This window comes from Syntrophales bacterium (assembly GCA_026417625.1).
Taxonomy (GTDB): domain Bacteria; phylum Desulfobacterota; class Syntrophia; order Syntrophales; family UBA8958; genus JAOACW01.
The window spans coordinates 143,942-164,564 of the sequence record JAOACW010000001.1; the positions used below are offsets into that span (position 1 = coordinate 143,942).

The following is a 20,623-nucleotide window of genomic DNA, read 5'->3' on the forward strand; positions in this document are numbered from 1 at the left end:
CCTCTCCTCCATCAGACCTTACACAAAGGTTAAATCTCCAGCCCAGAGCTGCTGGTATTGCCCATTGACATCTCTAACTAGGAGACAGCCATTGATGTCTAAATCTTCCACAATACCTTCACTTTGGCCCAGATGCGTCTGCAGACGAACCCGCCGACCAATTATGTCCGTTTCCATAATGTACAGATGGCGTAAACGTTCAAATCCTTTAACCATCATCTCTGTGTAAAATGCGTCGAAATGATTAATGTAGCTCACAAGGAGCGGAATTCGGTGAAACACCTTTCCTGTCTCCATCAGAACGCTCGTTGCAGAACAAGAGATATCCTCAGGGAATTCTTCACGGGTCAAATTTACATTTAAACCCGCTCCAACTATTATAAACTCCACCGTTTCACTATCGGCGGCTATCTCCGAGAGGACACCGCCAATTTTTCTACCATTTACTAATAGATCATTAGGCCACTTTATGGTGACACAAAGACCCGTTTCCTTTCTCAATGCCTCTGCAACAGCCAAAGCAGCAAGAATGGATATTCTCGGGGTCTGTGTCGGATGGATCAAAGGTCGTAACACTATGGATACATAAATACCCTTCCTCCAGGGGGAAAACCACATCCTTTTTCGCCTCCCACATCCATGGGTCTGCCCCTCCGCTACCACCACAGTGCCCTCTGGCGCTCCCTTTCGCGCAAGATCAAACGCCCTTATATTTGTAGAATCCGTTTCTTCAAACCTTACGATACGCTCCTTTCCTATGATCTTTGTCTCCAAACCACTCTTTATTTCCAAAGGTAACAAACAATCGGAGACACCATAGAGACGATATCCCTTATTCCTTCTGGCCTCAATGAAATATCCATTCTTCCTCAGAGAACTGACCACTTTCCAAACAGCACACCGGCTGACCCCAAGGTTGTTACTTAGCTCATCACCTGAGACCCATAAACCATACCTTTCCTTCAGCACCCTAAGGATTGCCACTCCACCTTTTTGCCTTTCCATAATCCACCACCGCATGGGTGCGCATACAAAATAAAAAAAGAATTGTCAACGCTATTTTTTTTACGGTTGACAATCCTTATTCGATACTATCCCGTCAATTGCTGAAAGCCTTTTCTATGCGTTCCATTGCCTCTAAAAGACGGTGATCAGGCACCGTAAGAGATATTCTTATGTAACCCTCACCGTATTGACCATAAGCTGTACCTGCGGCAACTACAATAGCCGTTTTATCAAAAAGGAGATTGGTGAATTCCAGCGATGTCATTTTGGACGGGACAGGCACCCAGAGGTAAAACGTGCCCTTAGGAGGCTCAAAAACTATACCTATTTTTCTCAGTGTTCGTAAAACGATTTCCCGGCGCTTCCTATAGATCTCCACCATTTTCCCTATAAATTCACTTTCGTCCCGAAGCGCAACAATCGCAGCATATTGAATGGGATTAAAAACCCCAGAATCGGTATTTTCCTTAACCTTACTCATAGCTGCAATAAGATCCGCATTTCCACAGGCCATACCAATGCGCCAACCACACATGTTGAAAGGTTTTGAAAGGGAATTGAGCTCAACCCCCACGTCCTTCGCGCCAGGGATCATGAGAAAACTGAGTCTTTCCTGACCGTCGAAGACAATCTCAGAATATGGATTATCATAGCACACCGCAATATCATAATCCCGTGCAAAGGCAATGAGATCCCTGAGAAATTCCCGAGTAGCACATGCACCAGTAGGATTATTGGGATAATTTAGGAAAAAAGCAGTTGCCTTTCTTGCCACATCAGACGGAATATCTTCTAGCAGGGGAAGATAATTGTTCTTTTCGAATATCGGAACATTGTAAGGTTCACCTTCCCCCATAAGAATGCTTGCCCTGTACGCAGGATATCCTGGGTCAGTCATCAGAACTGTCTCTCCCCTATTCACTCGCGCCAGGACAAAATGATGACAACCCTCTTTAGATCCTATTAAGGCCAATACCTCTGTCTCCGGATTCAACTCTACGCCGTATCTATCACTGTACCAGCGAGACACCATCTGTCGGAATAAAAACATCCCCTTTTCCTCATCTATGGGATACCTGTGATTCACAGGGTCACGTGCCTGACGGCACAACTCATCAATTACGGCATCTGGAGTAGGTTCAACTGGATCGCCAATTGCGAGACTTATGACATCCACCCCTTCTGCCTTCGCTTTAGCGATCTTCTTCCTAAGCTCCATGAAAAGGTAGGGAGGTATCCTGTTCAAACGTTCAGCAGTACGCACACATATTCTCCTTTCTATAAAAATTTCGCTGACCTATATATCAAAGTCCATCGAGCGTCAACTCCCTGAGCTATACGCCTCCTTCCACAGTGTGCCTTCACATATCACCCTAGTTTTTCCCTCGAGATAAACCCTTTGAAATATCGAAGGATGAACCCTCTCAAAATAAACCTTAAGAATCTCACCGCTGCGAACATGGACAGCCACAGGAGATTCAACAAATCCTTTACACGAAGAAATGAGGACGCTCGCCACAGCACCTGTTCCACAAGCTAATGTTTCATCCTCCACGCCCCTCTCATAAGTCCTTATCTCAATAGTCCCGCTATCAATCACATTCACAAAATTTGCATTTGTCCCCCCGGGGTGGTAATGCTCATGATAACGGATCTTCCGCCCTATTCCACATACGTCGTAATGATCAAGATCCCTCACAAAACATACCACATGGGGCACCCCGGTATTAACGCTATTAACCACCAATTCCTTACCATCGAGAGGTAAGACATAATCCGTTTTTAAATCCCTGGGATCAGTCAATCTGATCTTCACAACATCATGCTCCACAAAAGCATCTATAATCCCCGCTTTAGTCTCAAAAGACATCGCCGCTGGCGCTATTCCCTTCAAATAGGCAAATCGGGCAGCACACCGCCCACCATTACCGCACATTTCTACTTCTGAACCGTCGGAATTGAAAAACCTCCATGAGAAATGAGCATTTTTAGACCCTTCTATAAGTATCAAACCATCGGCTCCTAGTGAAATTCTCCTCGTACAAACCATCTTTACGAAGTCCTCAACTCGCGTGTCACCAAGAGCATCTTCAACTTGGCCGCTCCTATTGTCAATTATGATGAAATCATTACCACTACCACTCATCTTAAAAAACTGAAGCATTTGAACCTCCCTGTTCTAAGAATTGCTACTCTTCTCAAAAGTAAGATTACCCTTCAACAATAGTTCATCATTCCTCAGTTCCAAGTGAATCAGACAAAATTCACCTCTTGCGTTTTTATCCTGAAATTTAACATTAAACACCCTGCAAAGGGGGATGGTTGTGGGATTCAAAAAAGGAACAAGATCAAAACTCGAATCATCGAAAACGGGGGCCTTTGCCCGTTTGAAATTCATTATTAACCCGTCCTTTTGATCAGAGATTCTGAGCTCCATAATGACAGAGGCCCTACCCTCCGAGGCCGAGATGAAAATTCCACCACCCCGCAACTCGAAATCCACATCTACATGTAAAAATAACGCATTCGGTTCACCAGATGGGGTAATACGTATATTTTCCGGATTAAACAAACGCACCTCATAGGGAACCTCAAAAATTCCGAACAGCTTTAACGTTTTTTTTATTGTTATGGGAAAAGTAGCTCCAACAAATGATTCCACAGTTTCTTTGCCAACGCTGATCTCCACAAGCCCAGCTTTCGCCTCGCAAGTAAAAACATACAGAGACAAAAAAACAATAATCACACAAACACTGACCAAAACTCCACGTTTACTCACACCTGACACCTCGGACAATAAAATGTTCCTCTCCCATCTGCTATTATCTTTTCTATAACAGCACCACAACGAGAACAGGGTTTCCCTTCTTTACCATAAACGCGTAATCGATATTGATACAAACCGGGCCTGCCAAAAAGATCACACCAGTCGGCAACAGTTGTCCCACCAAAACGTACCGCTTCTCTCAAAATCTCCTCTGTACATCTAGCTAACGTAAACCATTCTTCTTTTGTAACACGACAAACGGCACGTTCGGGATGTATCTGAGCTGCAAAAAGAATCTCATTCACATATATGTTACCAAGACCAGATACTATCTTTTGATCCATCAAAAATCTCTTTATGGATGACTTTCTTCCTGAAAGCTTTCCCTCTAGAAAAAGATTGACGATCCTCTCCGGAGGATCTTCAACGGGCGTGGCAAAACCCCAGAAGGGTTCCACCGACAAAGTGGCAAATCGACGCACATCAACAAGCGTCAGATAGCCACTATCAAAGGTAATCATCATCCGTGTGTACGGTGATACGAGCTGGAGATGTTTTAGAAATCGCAACGTGCCGGTCATGCGCAGATGGATTCTGAGTAGATAACCATTGTCCAGTAAAAAGAGTAAAAACTTTCCTGAACGACTGATTTCCCTTATATAGCGCCCCCTTATCTCTGGTACTGGACCAATGAGCTCGTCAAACACATGGACGTCATGAATAAGCCGAAAAAGAACGACCTGTCGTAATTGCCTGCACAATGTCTCTATCTCTGGTAACTCTGGCATACTCCTCACTCCTCAATGCAAAGTCACTAAATCGTAGCAACAGTTAATGATATACACGATTCCCCCATTGCGATAACAGATTCATCATGATAGAGCAAACACAACTTGTTCGTAAAGGGGTGACGAGGTGAGCACATACTTTGAGACAATTGAAAAAGCAAAAAAAGAAAATAGGTTCACACTCAATGAAGAAGAATCAAAAAAAATAATAAGTGCATACGGGATACCCGTGGTGGAATCTATAATCGTTCACACCCCACAGGAAACGTTCAGTCTAGCAGAGCAACTCCCTTTCCCAGTTGTTGTGAAGGGATTGGGGGCGACTTTGACACACAAAACGGAAAGAAAACTTGTAAAACTCAACCTTCACACCCCCGAAGAGGTATTCCTAGCGGCCAAAGAAATTGCCTTCCTCGCCGGGAATGAGTTAGAAGGATTTACTATACAACCTCAAATTCAAGGAAAGAGAGAGTTCGTAGCAGGGGCATTTTACGATCGACAATTCGGTCCAGTGGTTATGTTTGGACTTGGCGGTATACTTACAGAGGCCATACAGGATGTAGCCTTCCGTATTGCACCCATTGACGAGCGTGAAGCCTTTTCAATGATAGAGGATATCAGGTCCAAAGTCCTGTTAGGCGAATTTAGAGGTGATGAACCAGTCAACAAAGAAGAAATAGCCAAGACCCTTATAGGTTTGTCCCGCCTTATTACTGAGCAGACCGACATATTAGAAGTGGACGTCAACCCCCTCATAGTATCTTCGGACGGTCGTATTAAAGCCGCAGATGCGCTCGTTGTTCTCGGGGAAAGAAAATCAAAAAAAGAAAGATCCTACAGAGTTTCCTCGAAGGATCTCTTCAAAATTTTTTACCCCCGATCGATAGCCTTCATAGGCGCATCGGAGAAGATTGGCAAATGGGGACATCGATTATTCGCCACAGTTGTAAAAGGGGGATACGCGGGGAAAATTTTCCTTGTAAATCCAAAGGGAGGGTACATTGGAGGCCATCGTGTGTACCCCTCAATTTTAGATCTTCCCGAATCCGTCGACCTGGGAGTTGTTACAGTTCCTGCATCCAGTGTCCGGGGACTTCTACCCGCATTGAAAGAAAAAAGGATAAAGTACCTTCTCATCATTTCGTCCGGTTTCAGCGAGACAAGCATCGAGGGGAAACTAGAAGAGAAGAAACTCGTTGAAGAAGCATTAAAAGCGGACATCATTTTCGTGGGGCCAAACACTATGGGTATTGCTAATCCCCACAACAAATTCTACTGTCTCGGTGTAGGTACGTGGCCTAAACCAGGATCCATCACACTGGTTGCCCAATCGGGCAATCTTGGTTTACAGCTTCTATGCTTTGCTGAAAGAGAGGGAATTGGAATCCGTGCTTTTTGTGGTTCTGGTAATGAGGCCATGATCACCGTGGAAGATTACATGAGAATCTTGGGAGAAGATGAAACTACCAACACTGTTACCCTTTACATCGAAAGCATAAAAAATGGTCAGACCTTCTTAGAAGCTGCGAAACTCTTAACAAGAAAAAAACCGGTGATCCTTCTGAAAGGTGGGAGAACAGAAGCGGGCAGCAGAGCAGCTGCTAGTCACACGGGGGCAATGGCAGCAAATCAACGTATATTCGAAGGGGCTTGCAGACAGGCAGGAATAATTCTCACAAAAAACACAACGGAACTTCTCGACCTTGCTGCAGCCTTCTCCTCACTGCCACTTCCAAAAGGTAACCATGTAGGAATAGTAACCCTTGGAGGTGGTTGGGGAGTTGTAGCCAGCGATCTCTGTGCGGAAAACGGTCTTGCCATACCCTCCCTTCCCCCTAATATTCTCGAGGATTTAGACAAACTACTACCTCCCTATTGGAGCCATACAAATCCTGTGGACTTAGTAGGCGAACCGGATCCTTACCTCCCACTGGCAGTTATGGAAATCCTAGCAGCATGGGAAGGCTGTGATGCCATCATTCACCTCGGTACCCTCGGAAGGGTATTACTCACAAAAAGCATGGTGGAAGCTGTGAAAATGGCAGATGCCACAATTGACAAACGCATCCTCGATAAACTCATCGAAAACGATCGAGAGGCAGAAATGCACCTTCACAGAGAAACGTGTCGCCTGATGGAAAAGTACGAAAAACCAATCATCGGCGTATACATCATAGTAGAAGAAGGTTCACGTATAGTAAATGAAGTTCCTGGATACACGTTTAAAAGCATAGTGCTACCCACACCGGAAAGAGCCGTATACACACTAGCAAAAATGGTGGAATACAAAAACTTTCTCTCCTTAGAGAACAGAAAAGATAGATAAGGTTCTATATAAGATTCTCCCATCCAAACATGGCATCGTCACGACGCTGATTCTCAAGCATCAATTTCTCGATCTCCAAACGAATTCTTTCGAAAGAAGACTCGTCGAGATTTTGCGGAACATAAATGGGCTCACCAAATCTGGTTACAATTTTACTGAAAGGCTTCGGTACGATAAAGGCATCCCAACTATTAAGCACCCACGCCTTGTCCACTGAAGCATAAACTGGAAAAACAGGCGCCTGCGAAAGCTGCGCTAATCGTACAAGTCCGGGCTTTATCACACCCCGGGGTCCCCGCGGACCATCAAGTACGTGGGCAACAAGACTGTGCGTAGCAAGATCGGCGATAATAGCTCGAAGCCCCTCCCTGCCACCACGAGAACTAGAGCCACGGATGGGACGAAAACGGAATGTCTTGTAAACCTCAGCGATTATATCACCATCGCGACTCTGACTTATCAACACCGATGGTTCGTACACAGAATAAGACAAAGCAGCAGGCAAAACCAAAAGGATACGCTGATGCCAAAGGGCAGCTATTCCTTTACCTCCCCCCTCCAGTTGCCTACGTAAGACATCGTCGTTAATCATAGTGTGCTTAACGGTATAAAAATAAAGCCGCAAAAGATAAACAGCGAACGGTATGAGACCAAGACGTAGGGCAACTCGAGATAACTGTTTAATCATTGCCCGTAACCCCCAACCACATATTCATAAAACAAGTGTTTCACGTGAAACAGTTTCATAACCTACAGATAATACTCAATTTTTGATGTGGCACGCTCCTTTATAGCGCCCACTAAATACTCCATAACGGGAAAAACGTTTTCCCTAAAGTCACCTGTGATAACAACCTTCATTATCTCTTCCCCCACCATGAGGAGTCCCTCTTTTACCTCCACATGTACATCAAAAATACCAGGTTTTTTTTTGCACTCATCGATCAGCTCCTCGAGTTTGTCCCAGTTTACCTCTACGTGTAGTGCCTTAACAGCACGACCATCCCGGGAGACTCCTCGAACAATGCCCGTATGGCAGAGAACCATACCCACCGTTTTCCAATCACATCTATCTATATTCGTACTCGCACAACACTTGAAACACATACGTAAGTTTCCTCCGCGACTACGTTTATTAATAACCTTGACCGGGAACGTTAACTGTGAGAGACTTTAATATGTGAGAGTCAAAAAACATTCTACACTAAAACCCATAGGTGAGATTCTCTCCACCATAATAAAAAAGAGAAAAATGCCTCTTTACGTGGAGCAGCGTGAACTCCGTGTCATTTGGGATACCGTAGTAGGTCCTTCCATTGCTGCACATACATCCCCCTCCCACGTCAAAAAAGGCGTTCTCTACGTACATGTCTCTTCTTCTGCTTGGCTTCACCAACTCCAATTCCTAAAGAACGAAATCGTAGAAAAACTTAACGAGGCTTATCCCCATGGAAAGATCCAATCTATGCATCTCTCTCTGGGGGAAATTCCCCCAGTGAAAATTAAAAAAGAAATGCCCACTCTTTCCCCTTCTCCATCTCTTCTCTTTCCTCGAGATCAAAAGCTTATAAATGAATGTACCCGTCTCATTGCCGACCCGGAACTAAAGGCTGTGTTCAAGGCAGCAATGATAGCCGAAATCAGCCGCCGCCGTTCGACAAAGTAGTCCATCCGATCATTGAGAGTACTTCGTTTGTGTATCTACCTTCTCTTTCGGTATAAATATAAAGGGGTGGGAGAAATCTAAGCTCTTCTCCACCGCCTTTAATGCCTTCTAAAAGTATGAATTCCGCATCACCTCCAGGGTAAGAGTAAACTACTCTTACCCTCTTAGGTTCCAAGTGTCGCTCTCGCATCCTGCATATAGCTTCTACCATTCTTCTCGCAGAATAGATAAGATACACCTTTCCCCCATGTACAAGAGCGTAACTTGCCGCTTTTAAAAAATCATCCACCGTTCCGTCTATCTCGTGCCTCGCACGTGCTTTCTCACTTAGATGACTTATCCTCCCTGATTTCAATCTCCGATATGGAGGGTTAAAAACAACTCTATCGAAAGAACCAGGTTGTATTAAGGTATCAATTTTACGGCAGTCCCCGCACATAAACTTAAGTGAGGAATTCACACTGTTAATCAATGCTGAACGTTTCGCCATATCGATCATACTCTCCTGCACATCTATGGCCGTTATAAATCCCTCTTCCAATCGACTGTAAAGTAAAAAAGCTATAATACCACATCCAGTTCCCAATTCGAGGATTCTGTCACCTCTCCTAACTTCGACAAAATTTGACAGAAGAAACGCATCCAACGAATAACGATATCCCTTCTTCTTTTGAATGATTTTGAAACCGGAAAGGGGAACTTTCTCTATTGTTTCATCATCTCTTTGATACTTTTTATCCTCAGTCATAGAACTTTGTCACTAGGAAAAACTTCAATCTATAAGGTGGACGAACAGTCCACTGCATGGTTTAGGTTCAAACCATGTTGATTTAGGAGGCATAACCTTTCCTGCATCGGCCACCATCTTCAACTCCTCCAGTGTCGGCGGAGAAAGGGCAAAAGCAACTCGATAACTGCCTGAATTTACAAGACGCTCCAGTTCTTCTAATCCTCTTACTCCTCCCACAAAGTCTATTCTCTTATCTGTTCTCGGGTCACCTATTCCCAGAATAGGAACCAACAACCAATCGTGAAGAATAGCTACATCAAGACGTTTCACGGGGTCACTCTCGTCAAAGAGATACTCTTTGGCGGTAATTTTTATCCATCTACCATCAAGGTACACACCAAACTCCTTTGGTTTTACTGAAATTCTCTCTTGCGGTTGATCAAAGACATAAAAACGCTCAGAAACTTTCTCTAAAAATGTCCTACGATCCAAACCGTTGAGGTCTCTGACAACCCTGTTATACTCCATTATGCGCACCTGATCATGGGGGAACAGAATAGCGAGAAACCGCTCTGCCCCATTGCCTTCACCCACGATACTGCTGGTCCTTTTTCTCCTCGCCACCCTAGCGGCAGCAGCAGCTCGGTGGTGCCCATCCGCAATATACAAACAATCGATCAAAGAAAAATAGTGCATTATAGCGTCTATGTCTTCCCGTTTATCTATGACCCAAACAGTATGCCCAATGTTACTTTCGTCTACAAAATTGTACTCCGGTTCATCCCTTGTCAATCTCTCGATTAGCTCATCGATATGGGGCTTTTTCCAGTAAAAAAGAAACACAAGGCCCGTATGAGCTCCTACTCTTTCCACATGACGAGTTCTTTCCCACTCCTTATCACTACGCGTCATTTCATGTTTCTTTATTCTTCCTTCCTCATAATCCTTCACACCCACTGTTGCCACAACACCAAATTGAACATGATTTCCCATGACCTCTCGGTAAATGTAAAAACACGGACGTGGTTCAAGAAACATAACACCACTTTCAATGAGTTGCTCTAAATTCCTTCGGGCAATTGAGAATTCATCAAATTTACCGCTCGACGCATCCTCTACGTTTATCTCCGACTTCTCCACCCGTAGAAACGAAAGAGGGTTATTCTTCGCTATAACCCGCGCCTCCTCAACAGTTACTACATCGTATGGTGGAGCAGCCACCCTATGGGCAAACCTCGAATATGGTCTCAATGCACGAAATGGAACAACCCTTATCATATACAATTCCTCAGGGTATCTTGATTCTCTTTACATAGAAACATCTGGAAAATCAACTTATCTGGACATTTTCTGTGTGTCAATGTAAACTGAGATCAAGTTTTCATTAAGGAGAAAGATATGACGAGAATCTTCGTTCATGGATTAGAAAGTTCAAGTAACGGAACAAAAGGAAAATACTTCAAACAACACTTTCCAGACATGATAGTGGAAGACTACACTGGCAGCCTTTCCCAAAGAATGGAAAAACTTAAAAGGGATCTGCAAAGCAAACAGAACATTATAATGGTTGGTTCAAGCTACGGTGGATTAATGGCAACGATCTTCGCCATCCTATATCCAGAAAAAGTCAGAAAATTGATTCTGCTCGCCCCTGCCCTCAACCTACCTGAATTTGAAATGTACAGAGAAGCAATCTCGGGAACCCCTACAATCATCTTCCATGGATCTGAAGACGAAGTAGTCCCCATCGACGAGGTCAGGGCGGTTGCAAAGAAAACATTCACCCAACTTAACTACTACATTCTTCAAGACGACCACTCCCTTCACAGAACCTTTGCAACGTTACCGTGGGATGATCTTCTCCGAGGGTGAAGTGAATATTTCGCTTAAGTGAAGCTAGAAAAAACTACAGCTTGACAATAATAAATGCTAATCATACATTAAAATAAAAACTGATTGAAATGGACAACCAAGATAAAAATTCACCAGCGATTTTTCAGGACTTAATTGAAGATCTTCTAAACTCTTATCTGGAAATTGGAAGGAATTTATCTCTAAAAGGTCTTTCAGTATGGCTTTCCGTAATAAACGCAACGCTCCTGTCAAATAAAAACCGCCTTACTGAATCAGTTTCTCTCCTGGCGAAATTTTGGTCAACGCTATTTACGTACACATACGACCCCAAATTACGTTCCTGGTTAATGGAAGAAACAGAAAAAGTTCCAGAGTACTTTCTCGAGCTCACAAAAACTAGTTTCGAAAATCTTGGTCACATCCAAGATCTTTCATTAGAAAGGATGAGCAGGCTCTTTGAGAAAACAGCTTTATCTAAAATATTTGCAGAAGAGGTAGAACTTATCAACCTTATAAGACAAATATACGATGCAGAGGTCAAATGGTTATACCACATACCCCAAGTAGGCCTTGCCAGGTACTATCAAGAACGTTTTAACCTGTTGGGAGATCAGTGGAACAAACTAAATATTTCAATTGGTCAATTCTTAATCACCCTATTTTCACCCATAGAAGATTCGTTTCGTGCGACTCTAAATGAAATGACATCCTCCATTGAACAAGGCATAATGCCAGAAAGCGCAAGAACTATCTACAACAAATGGCTAAAGTATCTGGAAGATCAATATCTTAGCCTTTTTAAGTCCCCACAGTTCATCAACGTCTTGCAGGAAATGTTAACTGAAATCGAAAACTTCTCGCTCATAAAGAACCGTGTTCTGCAGGATATGTTACAGTTCTTGCCAATCCCCACTAACAGAGAAATGGACGAGCTTTATAAGGAGGTTTACCTTCTGAAGAAAAAAATAAACCAACTGGAGCAAAACTTGAGTGCACGAACAGTTCCATCCTCGAGTGCTGGCCAAGAAGAAGAGGAGTAAATAAAATGGAAAGTAAATCCAGCACGTTGAGTAGGTTTGTAGCCAACTTAATTGAGGAATTTAAAAGATGCCAGGAGACGTGTATACGCGCTATCGAGATTTTACAGAACCCACTGGATACCACACTTGCATCTACGCCTTATGAAGTCATTTATGAAGAGGACCGCGTTCGCCTCAAACATTATAAGCCCAGCGAGATAAAGTACAAAACGCCACTACTTGTTACATACGCCCTTATCAACAGGGAAACCATGTTGGATCTTCAACCCGATCGAAGCGTGGTGCAAACGTTTCTGAAAAACGGAATCGATTTGTACATGATCGATTGGGGCTATCCCACAATGAAGGATCGCTACCTCACCATAGGCGACCATATAAACAGATATATGAATAACATTGTGGAGTTTATAAGGAAAAGATGTGGTGTACCCCAGATCAACCTTATGGGGATATGCATGGGAGGAACGTTCAGTGTGATTTATGCCGCACTTTACCCTGAAAAGGTAAAAAATTTAGTAACAACCGTAACCCCCACCAATTTCGACACAGACCAGGGATTGCTGCACGTTTGGATGAGGCACGTTGATGTTGATCGACTTGTCGATACATTTGGCAACATCCCAGGTGACCTGTTGAACATCTGTTTTCTCCTACTCAATCCAGCGCGCCTAATAATTGATAAGTACTTGAATCTATTCGATAATTTTGGAAACAAACCGTTCATCGAAAATTTCGTGCGCATGGAAAAATGGATCTTTGACAGTCCAGATGTCCCGGGGGAAACTTTTCGTCAGTTCATAAAAGATTTTTACCAGAAAAACTTGCTCATAAAGAACGAGTTAATGATAGACGGAATAAAGGTAAACCTGAAAAACATCACCATGCCCCTTCTAAATATCTACGGATTATATGACCACCTCGTTCCTCCCGAGGCTTGCAACCGCCTTACAAAGGCAGTGGCAAGCGCAGATACGGAGGACATCGCGTTACAAACCGGACACATAGGCATCTACGTAAGCTCAAAAGTGCAGGATGAATTTGCCCCTAGAATTGCACGATGGCTGAAAGAAAGGGATGATGGAGGAATTGAAAGGAAAAATAAGCATCAAGGAAAAAGAGAATCCACACCAAGAAAGAAACCAGAGAGGAAAAAACCACTTGATGAGGTTATCGAAGAAACGATAACTTGATTTATAGCTGTTGGGGAGGAAAGTTTATGACAGGAAAATCAATTGAAGAGATTTCCCTCGGCGAGGTAGCAGAATTTTCTAAAACTGTATCAGAAACAGACATTTATCTATTCGCCGGCATCACAGGAGATTTTAACCCTGCTCACATAAATGAGGACTACGCCAAAAACACCATATTCAAAGGTAGAATTGCCCACGGGATTTTATCAGCAGGTTTCATCTCCGCCGTACTAGGTACAAAACTTCCCGGTCCCGGAACGATTTACTTAAAACAGGAACTCAATTTTCTTGCCCCCGTGAAGATCGGCGATACAATTACCGCCCGAGTTGAAGTTATAGAGAAAAACACAGAGAGGAACAGAGTCCGCTTGCGTACGAGATGCACAAATCAGGAAGGGAAAATAGTCCTCGATGGTGAAGCAACGGTCATGCCTCCTAAAAAAAGCCATCAAGGCTAGCTCCTTTTGCGCGTACTTTCTTTTCTCGTTTTCCCTCCAAGAAAAGAGGAAAGCATATTTAGCATTTCTTGGAACTCTTTCTGTTGTTTTGTGAGGAGTAATTGGAACTCTGTAATAGGAAAGGTTGTGCCTTCTGTTCTCTCCTGAACAATTTTTTCCAACTTCTTTATCTCTTCCTCCCTCTGGGTGAGCTTTTCCTCTAGCTCTTGACACTTTCTGAAGAGATTTTGGTGTTCTTCAACGGGAACGTAACCAAAAACACCCATTTTTAGGCATTCCTTCCAGAGCTCGTTCATTGATCTCAACCACCAATCCATCTCCCTCATGAAGAAATTCACAATCGCTTCCTCACCGGCGATCTTCCAAAAATTACTGTACAGGTACTCCCAATCCTTCCACAGTTGCCTGTTCCATCTGCTAATATCTCCAAATTTATATCCCGCACTAATAAAATCTGGAAGCAAACGCCACCAAGAATACGATTCAGAAAAAGTAAACGCCATTTTTACCTCCCTATTATGAATCACTAACAACCCAAGGTCTTGCTGGGCTGAGTTTCTTATTCAGGAAACCAAGCCCAGCGCCACACATCTACTCACTTATCGGAAGAGGCAAAGGAGGAAAAATAATCTTCCAATCTTTTGTAGGCCTCATCCACCCGTTTTTTAAATTCATCCCTGCTGCTCTTGTACGCTTTCACCCATTCAGCTATGGCCTTTTTCCCCTCCTCAGGGATGAATCTCGCCTGTTCCATCCACGTGTTAAAGATCTTCTCCCCTTGATCCTGAGTCATTACAAGAAAATTGAAGGATCTATCAAAGACAAGCCTGTTAAACTCCAGAATCTGCTTCATAAAGTTTTTGGGGTCCATTGCAAACCTCCTTTTTTGGTCACAGAAACTGATATTTACTGGGATCCTTTGGCCTTAGATTCCTTAACGACTCCTGCAAAGAAGGCCTCTACCTTTTTGTAACTCTCGTCAACAGCAGCTTTAAACTCTGTCCTTCCCTTTTTATACGCCTCAATCCAATCGTTTATGAGTTTCCTTCCCTCCTCGGGAACCCACGGAGACTGCTCCAAAAACATGTTTACCATTTTCTCCGTTTGTTCCTGTAATAAACACATCGCATTGAAGGTGTTATCAAAGGTTGTTTTGTGAAAATCCAGCATCTGTTTTACAATCTTACCGTGTTCCATCTTAAAAACCTCCACATTTTTGGAAAAAACTTACTTTAAACTTACCCCGCTGTCAAGCGAAATGTTGCAATGCAATAAAAAAATTTTTTAAACTCTAAACACATGCATTTTCACAACTATTCAATCTAACGCAATATCCCTCAATAAAATAACTCTTGAATTTTTTCTCTCAAAATTTTATGCTGCGAAGCAAAAAGCAACGGGTATATGCAAGCAAACAAAGTAATCTATAAAAAATACGGAAATCGAAGACTTTACAACACATCTACCAAAGCGTACGTCAACCTTGACGATGTAACTTCCATGGTAAAGGTGGGGTATGAGGTCCAGGTGATCGATGCCCGTTCAGGGGATGATGTCACCGCTTATATACTCACGCAGATAGTTCTTGAAGAAGCCAAAAAGAAAAACTATCTCCTTCCACCGCCGTTCCTACATCTGATCATCCGATATGGTCAAGACCTTATAGATGGTTTTTTTGAAAAGTACTTAGATGTGGTACTAAAGAACTATATGGCATTAAGAGAAGCAACGGAAGCTAATTTCAGACAGTGGTTGGAAATGGGCTTGCAGATGTCTAAAATTACAGCATTTAGATCGTTTATGGATCTAATAACAATTCCCGAACAAGGTAAATCCGAAAATCCCTAAAGTCGCTTACGGTTCACTTTGTTTGCTGGGTGACATCCCTCAAAATAGCTTGACATAATACATTATAAAAATTTATCTTACCAATAAGAGGTAACGTTTATGGAAGAAATGGTATCCCGAAAGATCATCTTACATTACACGGCAGATATAGTTGATCAACCTATTATCTGTCAGCTGGTGAAAAAACACGACTTGGTATTCAACATTCTCAAAGCCAGGATACTACCACGAAGAGAAGGGGTTATCGTGCTTGAGTTGAGTGGCACAAAAAAGAACTTCGATGAAGGCATTAAATTCCTGAAAGAAAAAGGCCTGAGGGTAGAACCCCTCTCCAGAAGGGTAAGCCAAAATCCCGAAAGATGCGTGCATTGTGGGGCCTGTACGGGATTCTGCCCAACAGAAGCCCTCTCTCTTGATCGGACCACAATGAAAGTTGTTTTCGATGTTGAGAAATGTAACGGATGTGAGTTCTGTGTTACTGCATGTCCCGTGCGGGCAATGGAAATAAACATCCTTTGAGTGTTGATTTGTTCGTTCCCCGTTACTTCGCTATCTTTTCTAGGTTCTCTGCTACTTTTTTACCCTTTTCTATCATCACCTTACCCGTATCTACAGCTTTTTTCCCCACCTCCACAAGGTCGGACGCCTGTTTTCTCGTACTCTCCCAAACTTTCATCACATCAGCGGGTGACTTTTTTGGTGCTGTTATGTAAAAATAACCACCCACACAAACAAGTATTAGAATTAAGAAAAAAGCCAGTCTGAAAAGACTCTTTACAAGAAAGTAAATGACCAAAAGAGCCACGCCAAGAACAGCAATTACCGCGATTTGATGTGTGGTAAAGCCAAACCAAAGACTTTCCATATAGCCCCCCTGCGTACCTTTTTAAGAAAACTTTCCTATTAAGGTTTTTTTCAAGTATACAAGTTTTCATTGATTCTTGACAACACAAAAAGGGACATTTAAATGTTAGACCAAATGGGGAAACTTACAGCGAAAGATAAGCGTAAAGTTGCCCTTTTCACACTTGGCTGCAAAGCCAACCAGTGTGACACCGCAGCTATCGGCGGGATATTACTCAACTATGGGTTCACAATTGTTCGTTATTCTGAGAATGCAGATTTTTGCATTATTAACACATGCACCGTCACCGCCAGTACCGATTCCCAGTGCCGGCAATTGATAAGAAAAGTTGCCAGAAATAACCCCGCCATCTGCATCATCGTTACAGGATGCTATGCGGAGAGAGCACCCGAAGAACTGCTTAATTTACAGGAGGTTACTGCTGTCGTCACAAACAAAGCAAAAGATAAAATCCCAAAAATCCTAAGCGAGATTTCTCAGAAGGAACACTTACATAAAGAGAAGATCCATATTAAAGCCCACACTTGGGAAAACGATCTCCATTCATCGGAACACTATCATATGCCGGACCACACAAGGGTCTTTCTAAAAATTCAGGATGGCTGTGACGAACGTTGTAGTTACTGCATTGTTCCTTACACAAGGGGACCAAGTCGTAGCTTACCCGAAGACGCAGTTCTAAGAAGAATCGAAAAGTTGAGCGAAATGGGATTTAAAGAGGTAGTACTCACAGGCATTCATCTTGGTGCGTACGGCTGCGATCTAAAACTACCCTCCACACTGTCGAAAATCATCGAACGCATAGAAAAAGCTAAACTCGTCAAGCGGCTCCGCTTAAGCTCCATAGAACCCCTGGAAATAGACGAAATGCTTTTAGAGTTACTCGCCCGTTCTGAAATACTCTGTCCGCATCTACACATCCCCCTTCAAAGCGGCGATGACAGAATACTGAGAGCAATGAACAGAAAATACACAACTAGCCAATTCTTGCAGATCGTGGACAAAATAATAAAAACGAAACCAGATATTGCCATTGGCACAGATGTTATCGTAGGATTTCCAGGAGAAGATGAACGATCCTTCAATAACACACTCCAATACGTGCAAAACCTCCCTCTTGCCTACATTCATGTTTTTCCTTACTCTCCAAGACCCGGAACGCAGGCAATCAACTTATCCAATACGACCACAGAAAAAGAGAAAAAGGAAAGAGTTAAGGTTTTACAGACCATTGGTAGATCAAAAAAGGACACGTTCATGAAGAACTTGATAGGGAAAAGAGTCTCCGTTCTTCTCGAAAGGGTGGCGGATGAAAAAACAGCAACACTCAGAGGTCTTACAGAACATTATATGCCAGCACTCGTTGCCAATTGTAAACAGGGATCACAAAACACGATTGTAGATACATTTCCTGAAAAAGTAGATGGGGGATTTCTCATCGGGAGGGCAATCGATCATGAATGAGGATCGTAGGGCCATACTGGAGGAACTCCAAAAGAGGCTTGGTTACTGGTTTCAAAATCAAGAACTCCTGAATATGGCACTAACCCACCGTTCTTTCGTCTCCGAGCAAACAGAAAAAAAGTGGGAAGACAACGAAAGACTAGAATTTTTGGGAGATGCCGTTCTTAGTTTGTGCATAGCAAATCTCATTTACAATCGATTCCCCCATGAAGACGAGGGTCAACTCTCTAAAAGAAGAGCGGCCTGTGTGAATGAAAAGTGTCTCGCCCGATTGGCCAAATCCCTCCTTCCGGGAGAAGCACTCATTCTGGGAAAAGGGGAAGAAATGTCCGGTGGAAGGGAGAAAAACTCCGTACTGGCTAATACCTTCGAAGCTTTGATTGCTGCTGTTTACCTAGATGGCGGTTTAGGAGCTTCTATATCCCTTGTGGAAAGGCTTTTTGGCGACTTACTTGATCGATGTTTGGGAGATTACTGCGACTACAAATCCCTCCTTCAGGAAAAGTGCCAGAACAAATTCCACAGTCTACCCAGATACAATCTCATTCAAGTTCAGGGCCCTGACCACAACAGGACATTTACGGTGAACCTGCACATGCCCTGTGGAGTTGTCACCCAGGGCATAGGTAAAAGCAGAAAAGAAGCAGAACAGGACGCTGCAAAAAAAGCACTAAGTATCATAGAAGATGAGCAGAAAGAAGCGTAAAATGATAATAATACCCATATTCATCAACTATAGAGGTTGTCCTCATCGATGTCTGTACTGCAATGAGGAAATAACAGCCCCTAGGGATTACTCCGAAGTAACTGAGGATACGGTAAATAATATTATAACTAACTTCGCAAAAAGAAATACTAACTTGAGAACCAATGAACAGATTGTGCAAGTGGCTTTCTACGGGGGTAATTTCACCGGACTTCCTCATTCCGAGCAGAAACGGCTAATCGATCTCATTAAACCTCACATCGAAGAAGGTACTGTGGATAGCATCCGAATTTCCACCCGTCCCGATTACATAAACCCAGAAGATATCCAGCGACTATTGCAATGGCCCGTACGAACCGTGGAAATAGGAGCACAGTCTCTGGATAACGACGTACTTTCAATGACAAAAAGGGGACATACAGCTGATGATGTCATTAAAGCTATTGATCTCCTGAAAAAAGCAGGATTCGAAACGGGAATACACTTAATGGTGGGGCTTCCCGGCGATAACGAAGATAAATTCTTTCAAACTGTGAACAAGGTCACCGCACTAAAACCCCATCTGGTTCGCCTCCACCCTACCCTCGTACTGCAGGGCACTGAACTTGAAAAAATGTTTATTAAAGGAGAGTACGTACCGCTAAGCCTGGAACAGGCAATCGTCCTGTGTGGCGAAGCCATGAGGAAACTGCGTGCCGCGGGTATAAAAATCATACGTGTCGGGTTACACGTTTCACAGGAAATGCTGGTTACAGGATCCGTCCTGGCAGGTCCGGTACATCCAGCCTTCGGAACACTCGTGGAATCTTACACATATTTGAAAATGGTGGAGGAACTCCTTGAAACACTTGATGGAAAAGATATTCAGGGAAATGTGATAACATTCACCGTCCCCGAGGAGGAAATATCCTCTTTCCGAGGTTATCGCAATACAAATCTCGAATCAATTACAAAACGTTACAGACCATCCAGGATCAACATAATATCCGGACAATCCCTTAGCTTTCATCTGGAAAAAAGCCATGTTTAAATCTGGGTTTGTGAGCATCATAGGCAGACCCAATGTGGGTAAATCCACGTTGATGAATGCTATCGTAGGTGAAAAGATCTCTATCATCACACCAAAACCACAAACAACGCGCAATAGAATAAAGGGAATCAAAAACCTGGATAATGCCCAAATTGTTTTCTTAGACACACCAGGGATTCACCAAGCCTTTACCGTTCTTAACAGGGCGATGGTTGAGACGGCAAAAAAATCAATCACTGGTGTGGACATAATTGCTTTTGTAACCGAAGCGCACCGCGGTTTCACCAAAGAAGACCAGCAAATTGCAGCGCTCCTTAAAAAAACCCCACTGCCCGTTATTCACGTGATAAATAAAATCGACCTGACAGACCGCACAAAGATTAAGGAAATTAAAGCAAACATGAGCCTTTCTTTGCCAGCGGCAGCTACGATTCCAATCTCCGCCCTGCATGGAGAAGGCACAGATGTCCTACTTAAAACAATAGTTGATCTTCTCCCCGAAGGTCCTCCTTTGTTCCCCAAAGACATGGTGACTGATATAACTGAACGTTTCATAACTGCCGAGATTATAAGGGAAAAGATTATGCTATTTACCCACGAAGAAGTGCCATATTCAACCGCTGTCACTGTGGAATCCTTCAAAGAACTCCCCGAAAAAAACCTCCTCACCATCTCAGCAGTCATCACTGTGGAGAAAGATTCTCAAAAAGCCATTATGATTGGAAAAAAGGGGGAAATGCTCAAAAAAATTGGTACAGAGGCGAGAAAAGAGCTAGAAAATTTTTTTGGTACGCACGTGTTCCTTGAACTGTTCGTCCGCGTACGAAAAAAATGGACCTCCGATGAGTCCATGATAAGGGAACTAGGATACAAAGAGTGAAACCCA

General features: G+C 43.2%; 25 protein-coding genes. 12 read left to right on the forward strand and 13 right to left on the reverse strand.

Annotated elements, in window-relative coordinates; genetic code table 11:
• Window positions 1-18: 18 nt before the first annotated feature.
• The 5 genes from N2317_00745 to mutM form a co-directional block, all read right to left on the reverse strand.
• Complete coding sequence (locus tag N2317_00745; protein MCX7816023.1) at window positions 19-1,005, reverse strand: biotin--[acetyl-CoA-carboxylase] ligase; 987 nt, start codon at window positions 1,003-1,005, stop codon at window positions 19-21.
• 94 nt (window positions 1,006-1,099) lie between these two features.
• Entirely contained in the window at window positions 1,100-2,269 is a 1,170-nt protein-coding gene (locus N2317_00750; protein ID MCX7816024.1) for an LL-diaminopimelate aminotransferase, read from the reverse strand.
• A 57-nt stretch (window positions 2,270-2,326) separates the two neighbouring features.
• Window positions 2,327-3,169 carry a diaminopimelate epimerase gene (gene dapF, locus N2317_00755; protein MCX7816025.1) on the reverse strand — a complete coding sequence of 281 codons (843 nt, stop codon included), beginning with the start codon at window positions 3,167-3,169 and terminating at the stop codon, window positions 2,327-2,329.
• A gap of 15 nt (window positions 3,170-3,184) precedes the next feature.
• Window positions 3,185-3,784, reverse strand: coding sequence for a hypothetical protein (locus N2317_00760; protein ID MCX7816026.1), 600 nt, complete (start codon window positions 3,782-3,784; stop codon window positions 3,185-3,187).
• The gene (mutM, locus tag N2317_00765; GenBank protein ID MCX7816027.1) at window positions 3,781-4,560 is read right to left on the reverse strand and encodes a DNA-formamidopyrimidine glycosylase; all 780 of its coding nucleotides are present in this window, start codon (window positions 4,558-4,560) and stop codon (window positions 3,781-3,783) included. The genes N2317_00760 and mutM overlap by 4 nt, the downstream gene beginning before the upstream one ends.
• 127 nt (window positions 4,561-4,687) lie before the next feature.
• On the opposite strand from mutM, the gene N2317_00770 reads away from it, so the two are divergent.
• Window positions 4,688-6,886, forward strand: a complete 2,199-nt coding sequence (locus N2317_00770) for an acetate--CoA ligase family protein (protein ID MCX7816028.1) — start codon at window positions 4,688-4,690, stop codon at window positions 6,884-6,886.
• Between the two features lie 4 nt (window positions 6,887-6,890).
• Here N2317_00770 and N2317_00775 read toward each other — a convergent pair whose 3' ends face one another.
• Both N2317_00775 and N2317_00780 read right to left on the reverse strand, forming a co-directional pair.
• Window positions 6,891-7,574: a lysophospholipid acyltransferase family protein gene (locus N2317_00775; GenBank protein MCX7816029.1), complete on the reverse strand. Its 684-nt coding sequence runs from the start codon at window positions 7,572-7,574 to the stop codon at window positions 6,891-6,893.
• Between the two features lie 62 nt (window positions 7,575-7,636).
• A complete protein-coding gene (locus N2317_00780; protein MCX7816030.1) occupies window positions 7,637-7,993 on the reverse strand; it encodes a molybdenum cofactor biosynthesis protein MoaE in 357 nt (118 codons plus the stop codon).
• A gap of 73 nt (window positions 7,994-8,066) precedes the next feature.
• Between N2317_00780 and N2317_00785 the strand changes: the two genes are divergently transcribed.
• Window positions 8,067-8,552, forward strand: coding sequence for a DUF721 domain-containing protein (locus N2317_00785; GenBank protein MCX7816031.1), 486 nt, complete (start codon window positions 8,067-8,069; stop codon window positions 8,550-8,552).
• Here the strand turns inward: N2317_00785 and N2317_00790 are convergent.
• Together N2317_00790 and N2317_00795 are read right to left on the reverse strand one after the other, a co-directional pair.
• Window positions 8,527-9,300, reverse strand: a complete 774-nt coding sequence (locus N2317_00790) for a methyltransferase (GenBank protein MCX7816032.1) — start codon at window positions 9,298-9,300, stop codon at window positions 8,527-8,529. The two genes, N2317_00785 and N2317_00790, sit on opposite strands and share 26 nt — an antisense overlap.
• Before the next feature lie 24 nt (window positions 9,301-9,324).
• On the reverse strand, window positions 9,325-10,560 hold the full coding sequence (locus N2317_00795) for a DUF1015 family protein (GenBank protein MCX7816033.1): 1,236 nt from the start codon (window positions 10,558-10,560) through the stop codon (window positions 9,325-9,327).
• A 120-nt stretch (window positions 10,561-10,680) separates the two neighbouring features.
• On the opposite strand from N2317_00795, the gene N2317_00800 reads away from it, so the two are divergent.
• The 4 genes from N2317_00800 (at window position 10,681) to N2317_00815 (ending at window position 13,824) form a co-directional block, all read left to right on the forward strand.
• Window positions 10,681-11,154 carry a lysophospholipase gene (locus tag N2317_00800; GenBank protein MCX7816034.1) on the forward strand — a complete coding sequence of 158 codons (474 nt, stop codon included), beginning with the start codon at window positions 10,681-10,683 and terminating at the stop codon, window positions 11,152-11,154.
• An 89-nt stretch (window positions 11,155-11,243) separates the two neighbouring features.
• Window positions 11,244-12,176: a hypothetical protein gene (locus N2317_00805; GenBank protein ID MCX7816035.1), complete on the forward strand. Its 933-nt coding sequence runs from the start codon at window positions 11,244-11,246 to the stop codon at window positions 12,174-12,176.
• 5 nt (window positions 12,177-12,181) lie between these two features.
• Window positions 12,182-13,366, forward strand: a complete 1,185-nt coding sequence (phaC, locus tag N2317_00810; protein ID MCX7816036.1) for a class III poly(R)-hydroxyalkanoic acid synthase subunit PhaC — start codon at window positions 12,182-12,184, stop codon at window positions 13,364-13,366.
• Window positions 13,367-13,392: 26 nt separating this feature from the next.
• Window positions 13,393-13,824, forward strand: coding sequence for a MaoC family dehydratase (locus N2317_00815; GenBank protein MCX7816037.1), 432 nt, complete (start codon window positions 13,393-13,395; stop codon window positions 13,822-13,824).
• Here the strand turns inward: N2317_00815 and N2317_00820 are convergent.
• The 3 genes from N2317_00820 to N2317_00830 all read right to left on the reverse strand — a co-directional run bounded on the left by N2317_00820 (window position 13,821) and on the right by N2317_00830 (window position 15,021).
• Window positions 13,821-14,327 carry a hypothetical protein gene (locus N2317_00820; protein ID MCX7816038.1) on the reverse strand — a complete coding sequence of 169 codons (507 nt, stop codon included), beginning with the start codon at window positions 14,325-14,327 and terminating at the stop codon, window positions 13,821-13,823. The two genes, N2317_00815 and N2317_00820, sit on opposite strands and share 4 nt — an antisense overlap.
• A gap of 92 nt (window positions 14,328-14,419) precedes the next feature.
• Complete coding sequence (locus N2317_00825; GenBank protein MCX7816039.1) at window positions 14,420-14,695, reverse strand: hypothetical protein; 276 nt, start codon at window positions 14,693-14,695, stop codon at window positions 14,420-14,422.
• A 35-nt stretch (window positions 14,696-14,730) separates the two neighbouring features.
• The gene (locus N2317_00830) at window positions 14,731-15,021 is read right to left on the reverse strand and encodes a hypothetical protein (GenBank protein MCX7816040.1); all 291 of its coding nucleotides are present in this window, start codon (window positions 15,019-15,021) and stop codon (window positions 14,731-14,733) included.
• Window positions 15,022-15,228: 207 nt separating this feature from the next.
• Here N2317_00830 and N2317_00835 point away from each other — a divergent pair, with 207 nt between their 5' ends.
• Together N2317_00835 and N2317_00840 are read left to right on the forward strand one after the other, a co-directional pair.
• Window positions 15,229-15,672 carry a hypothetical protein gene (locus N2317_00835; GenBank protein ID MCX7816041.1) on the forward strand — a complete coding sequence of 148 codons (444 nt, stop codon included), beginning with the start codon at window positions 15,229-15,231 and terminating at the stop codon, window positions 15,670-15,672.
• 99 nt (window positions 15,673-15,771) lie between these two features.
• Window positions 15,772-16,191: a 4Fe-4S binding protein gene (locus N2317_00840; protein ID MCX7816042.1), complete on the forward strand. Its 420-nt coding sequence runs from the start codon at window positions 15,772-15,774 to the stop codon at window positions 16,189-16,191.
• Between the two features lie 22 nt (window positions 16,192-16,213).
• Here the strand turns inward: N2317_00840 and N2317_00845 are convergent, their stop codons facing one another.
• On the reverse strand, window positions 16,214-16,537 hold the full coding sequence (locus N2317_00845; GenBank protein ID MCX7816043.1) for a hypothetical protein: 324 nt from the start codon (window positions 16,535-16,537) through the stop codon (window positions 16,214-16,216).
• A gap of 102 nt (window positions 16,538-16,639) precedes the next feature.
• On the opposite strand from N2317_00845, the gene mtaB reads away from it, so the two are divergent.
• From mtaB to era, 4 genes are read left to right on the forward strand one after another with little or no spacing between them, the layout of a single operon-like run.
• Window positions 16,640-18,001, forward strand: coding sequence for a tRNA (N(6)-L-threonylcarbamoyladenosine(37)-C(2))-methylthiotransferase MtaB (gene mtaB, locus N2317_00850; GenBank protein ID MCX7816044.1), 1,362 nt, complete (start codon window positions 16,640-16,642; stop codon window positions 17,999-18,001).
• Entirely contained in the window at window positions 17,994-18,707 is a 714-nt protein-coding gene (gene rnc, locus N2317_00855; protein ID MCX7816045.1) for a ribonuclease III, read from the forward strand. The genes mtaB and rnc overlap by 8 nt, the downstream gene beginning before the upstream one ends.
• Window position 18,708: 1 nt before the next feature.
• On the forward strand, window positions 18,709-19,737 hold the full coding sequence (locus N2317_00860; protein MCX7816046.1) for a radical SAM protein: 1,029 nt from the start codon (window positions 18,709-18,711) through the stop codon (window positions 19,735-19,737).
• Window positions 19,730-20,617, forward strand: coding sequence for a GTPase Era (gene era / locus N2317_00865; protein ID MCX7816047.1), 888 nt, complete (start codon window positions 19,730-19,732; stop codon window positions 20,615-20,617). Before N2317_00860 ends, era begins: the two co-directional genes overlap by 8 nt.
• The last annotated feature ends 6 nt before the right edge of the window (window positions 20,618-20,623 follow it).

What these genes read in the sequence shown, in the direction of transcription:
- N2317_00745 (MCX7816023.1), bottom strand. Translation starts at nt 1,005, where the DNA reads ATGGAAAGGCAAAAAGGTGGAGTGGCAATCCTTAGGGTGCTGAAGGAA.
- dapF (MCX7816025.1), bottom strand. Translation starts at nt 3,169, where the DNA reads ATGCTTCAGTTTTTTAAGATGAGTGGTAGTGGTAATGATTTCATCATA.
- mutM (MCX7816027.1), bottom strand. Translation starts at nt 4,560, where the DNA reads ATGCCAGAGTTACCAGAGATAGAGACATTGTGCAGGCAATTACGACAG.
- N2317_00775 (MCX7816029.1), bottom strand. Translation starts at nt 7,574, where the DNA reads ATGATTAAACAGTTATCTCGAGTTGCCCTACGTCTTGGTCTCATACCG.
- N2317_00780 (MCX7816030.1), bottom strand. Translation starts at nt 7,993, where the DNA reads ATGTGTTTCAAGTGTTGTGCGAGTACGAATATAGATAGATGTGATTGG.
- N2317_00790 (MCX7816032.1), bottom strand. Translation starts at nt 9,300, where the DNA reads ATGACTGAGGATAAAAAGTATCAAAGAGATGATGAAACAATAGAGAAA.
- N2317_00795 (MCX7816033.1), bottom strand. Translation starts at nt 10,560, where the DNA reads ATGATAAGGGTTGTTCCATTTCGTGCATTGAGACCATATTCGAGGTTT.
- N2317_00800 (MCX7816034.1), top strand. Translation starts at nt 10,681, where the DNA reads ATGACGAGAATCTTCGTTCATGGATTAGAAAGTTCAAGTAACGGAACA.
- N2317_00805 (MCX7816035.1), top strand. Translation starts at nt 11,244, where the DNA reads ATGGACAACCAAGATAAAAATTCACCAGCGATTTTTCAGGACTTAATT.
- phaC (MCX7816036.1), top strand. Translation starts at nt 12,182, where the DNA reads ATGGAAAGTAAATCCAGCACGTTGAGTAGGTTTGTAGCCAACTTAATT.
- N2317_00815 (MCX7816037.1), top strand. Translation starts at nt 13,393, where the DNA reads ATGACAGGAAAATCAATTGAAGAGATTTCCCTCGGCGAGGTAGCAGAA.
- N2317_00820 (MCX7816038.1), bottom strand. Translation starts at nt 14,327, where the DNA reads ATGGCGTTTACTTTTTCTGAATCGTATTCTTGGTGGCGTTTGCTTCCA.
- N2317_00825 (MCX7816039.1), bottom strand. Translation starts at nt 14,695, where the DNA reads ATGGACCCCAAAAACTTTATGAAGCAGATTCTGGAGTTTAACAGGCTT.
- N2317_00830 (MCX7816040.1), bottom strand. Translation starts at nt 15,021, where the DNA reads ATGGAACACGGTAAGATTGTAAAACAGATGCTGGATTTTCACAAAACA.
- N2317_00835 (MCX7816041.1), top strand. Translation starts at nt 15,229, where the DNA reads ATGCAAGCAAACAAAGTAATCTATAAAAAATACGGAAATCGAAGACTT.
- N2317_00840 (MCX7816042.1), top strand. Translation starts at nt 15,772, where the DNA reads ATGGAAGAAATGGTATCCCGAAAGATCATCTTACATTACACGGCAGAT.
- N2317_00845 (MCX7816043.1), bottom strand. Translation starts at nt 16,537, where the DNA reads ATGGAAAGTCTTTGGTTTGGCTTTACCACACATCAAATCGCGGTAATT.
- mtaB (MCX7816044.1), top strand. Translation starts at nt 16,640, where the DNA reads ATGTTAGACCAAATGGGGAAACTTACAGCGAAAGATAAGCGTAAAGTT.
- rnc (MCX7816045.1), top strand. Translation starts at nt 17,994, where the DNA reads ATGAATGAGGATCGTAGGGCCATACTGGAGGAACTCCAAAAGAGGCTT.
- N2317_00860 (MCX7816046.1), top strand. Translation starts at nt 18,709, where the DNA reads ATGATAATAATACCCATATTCATCAACTATAGAGGTTGTCCTCATCGA.
- era (MCX7816047.1), top strand. Translation starts at nt 19,730, where the DNA reads ATGTTTAAATCTGGGTTTGTGAGCATCATAGGCAGACCCAATGTGGGT.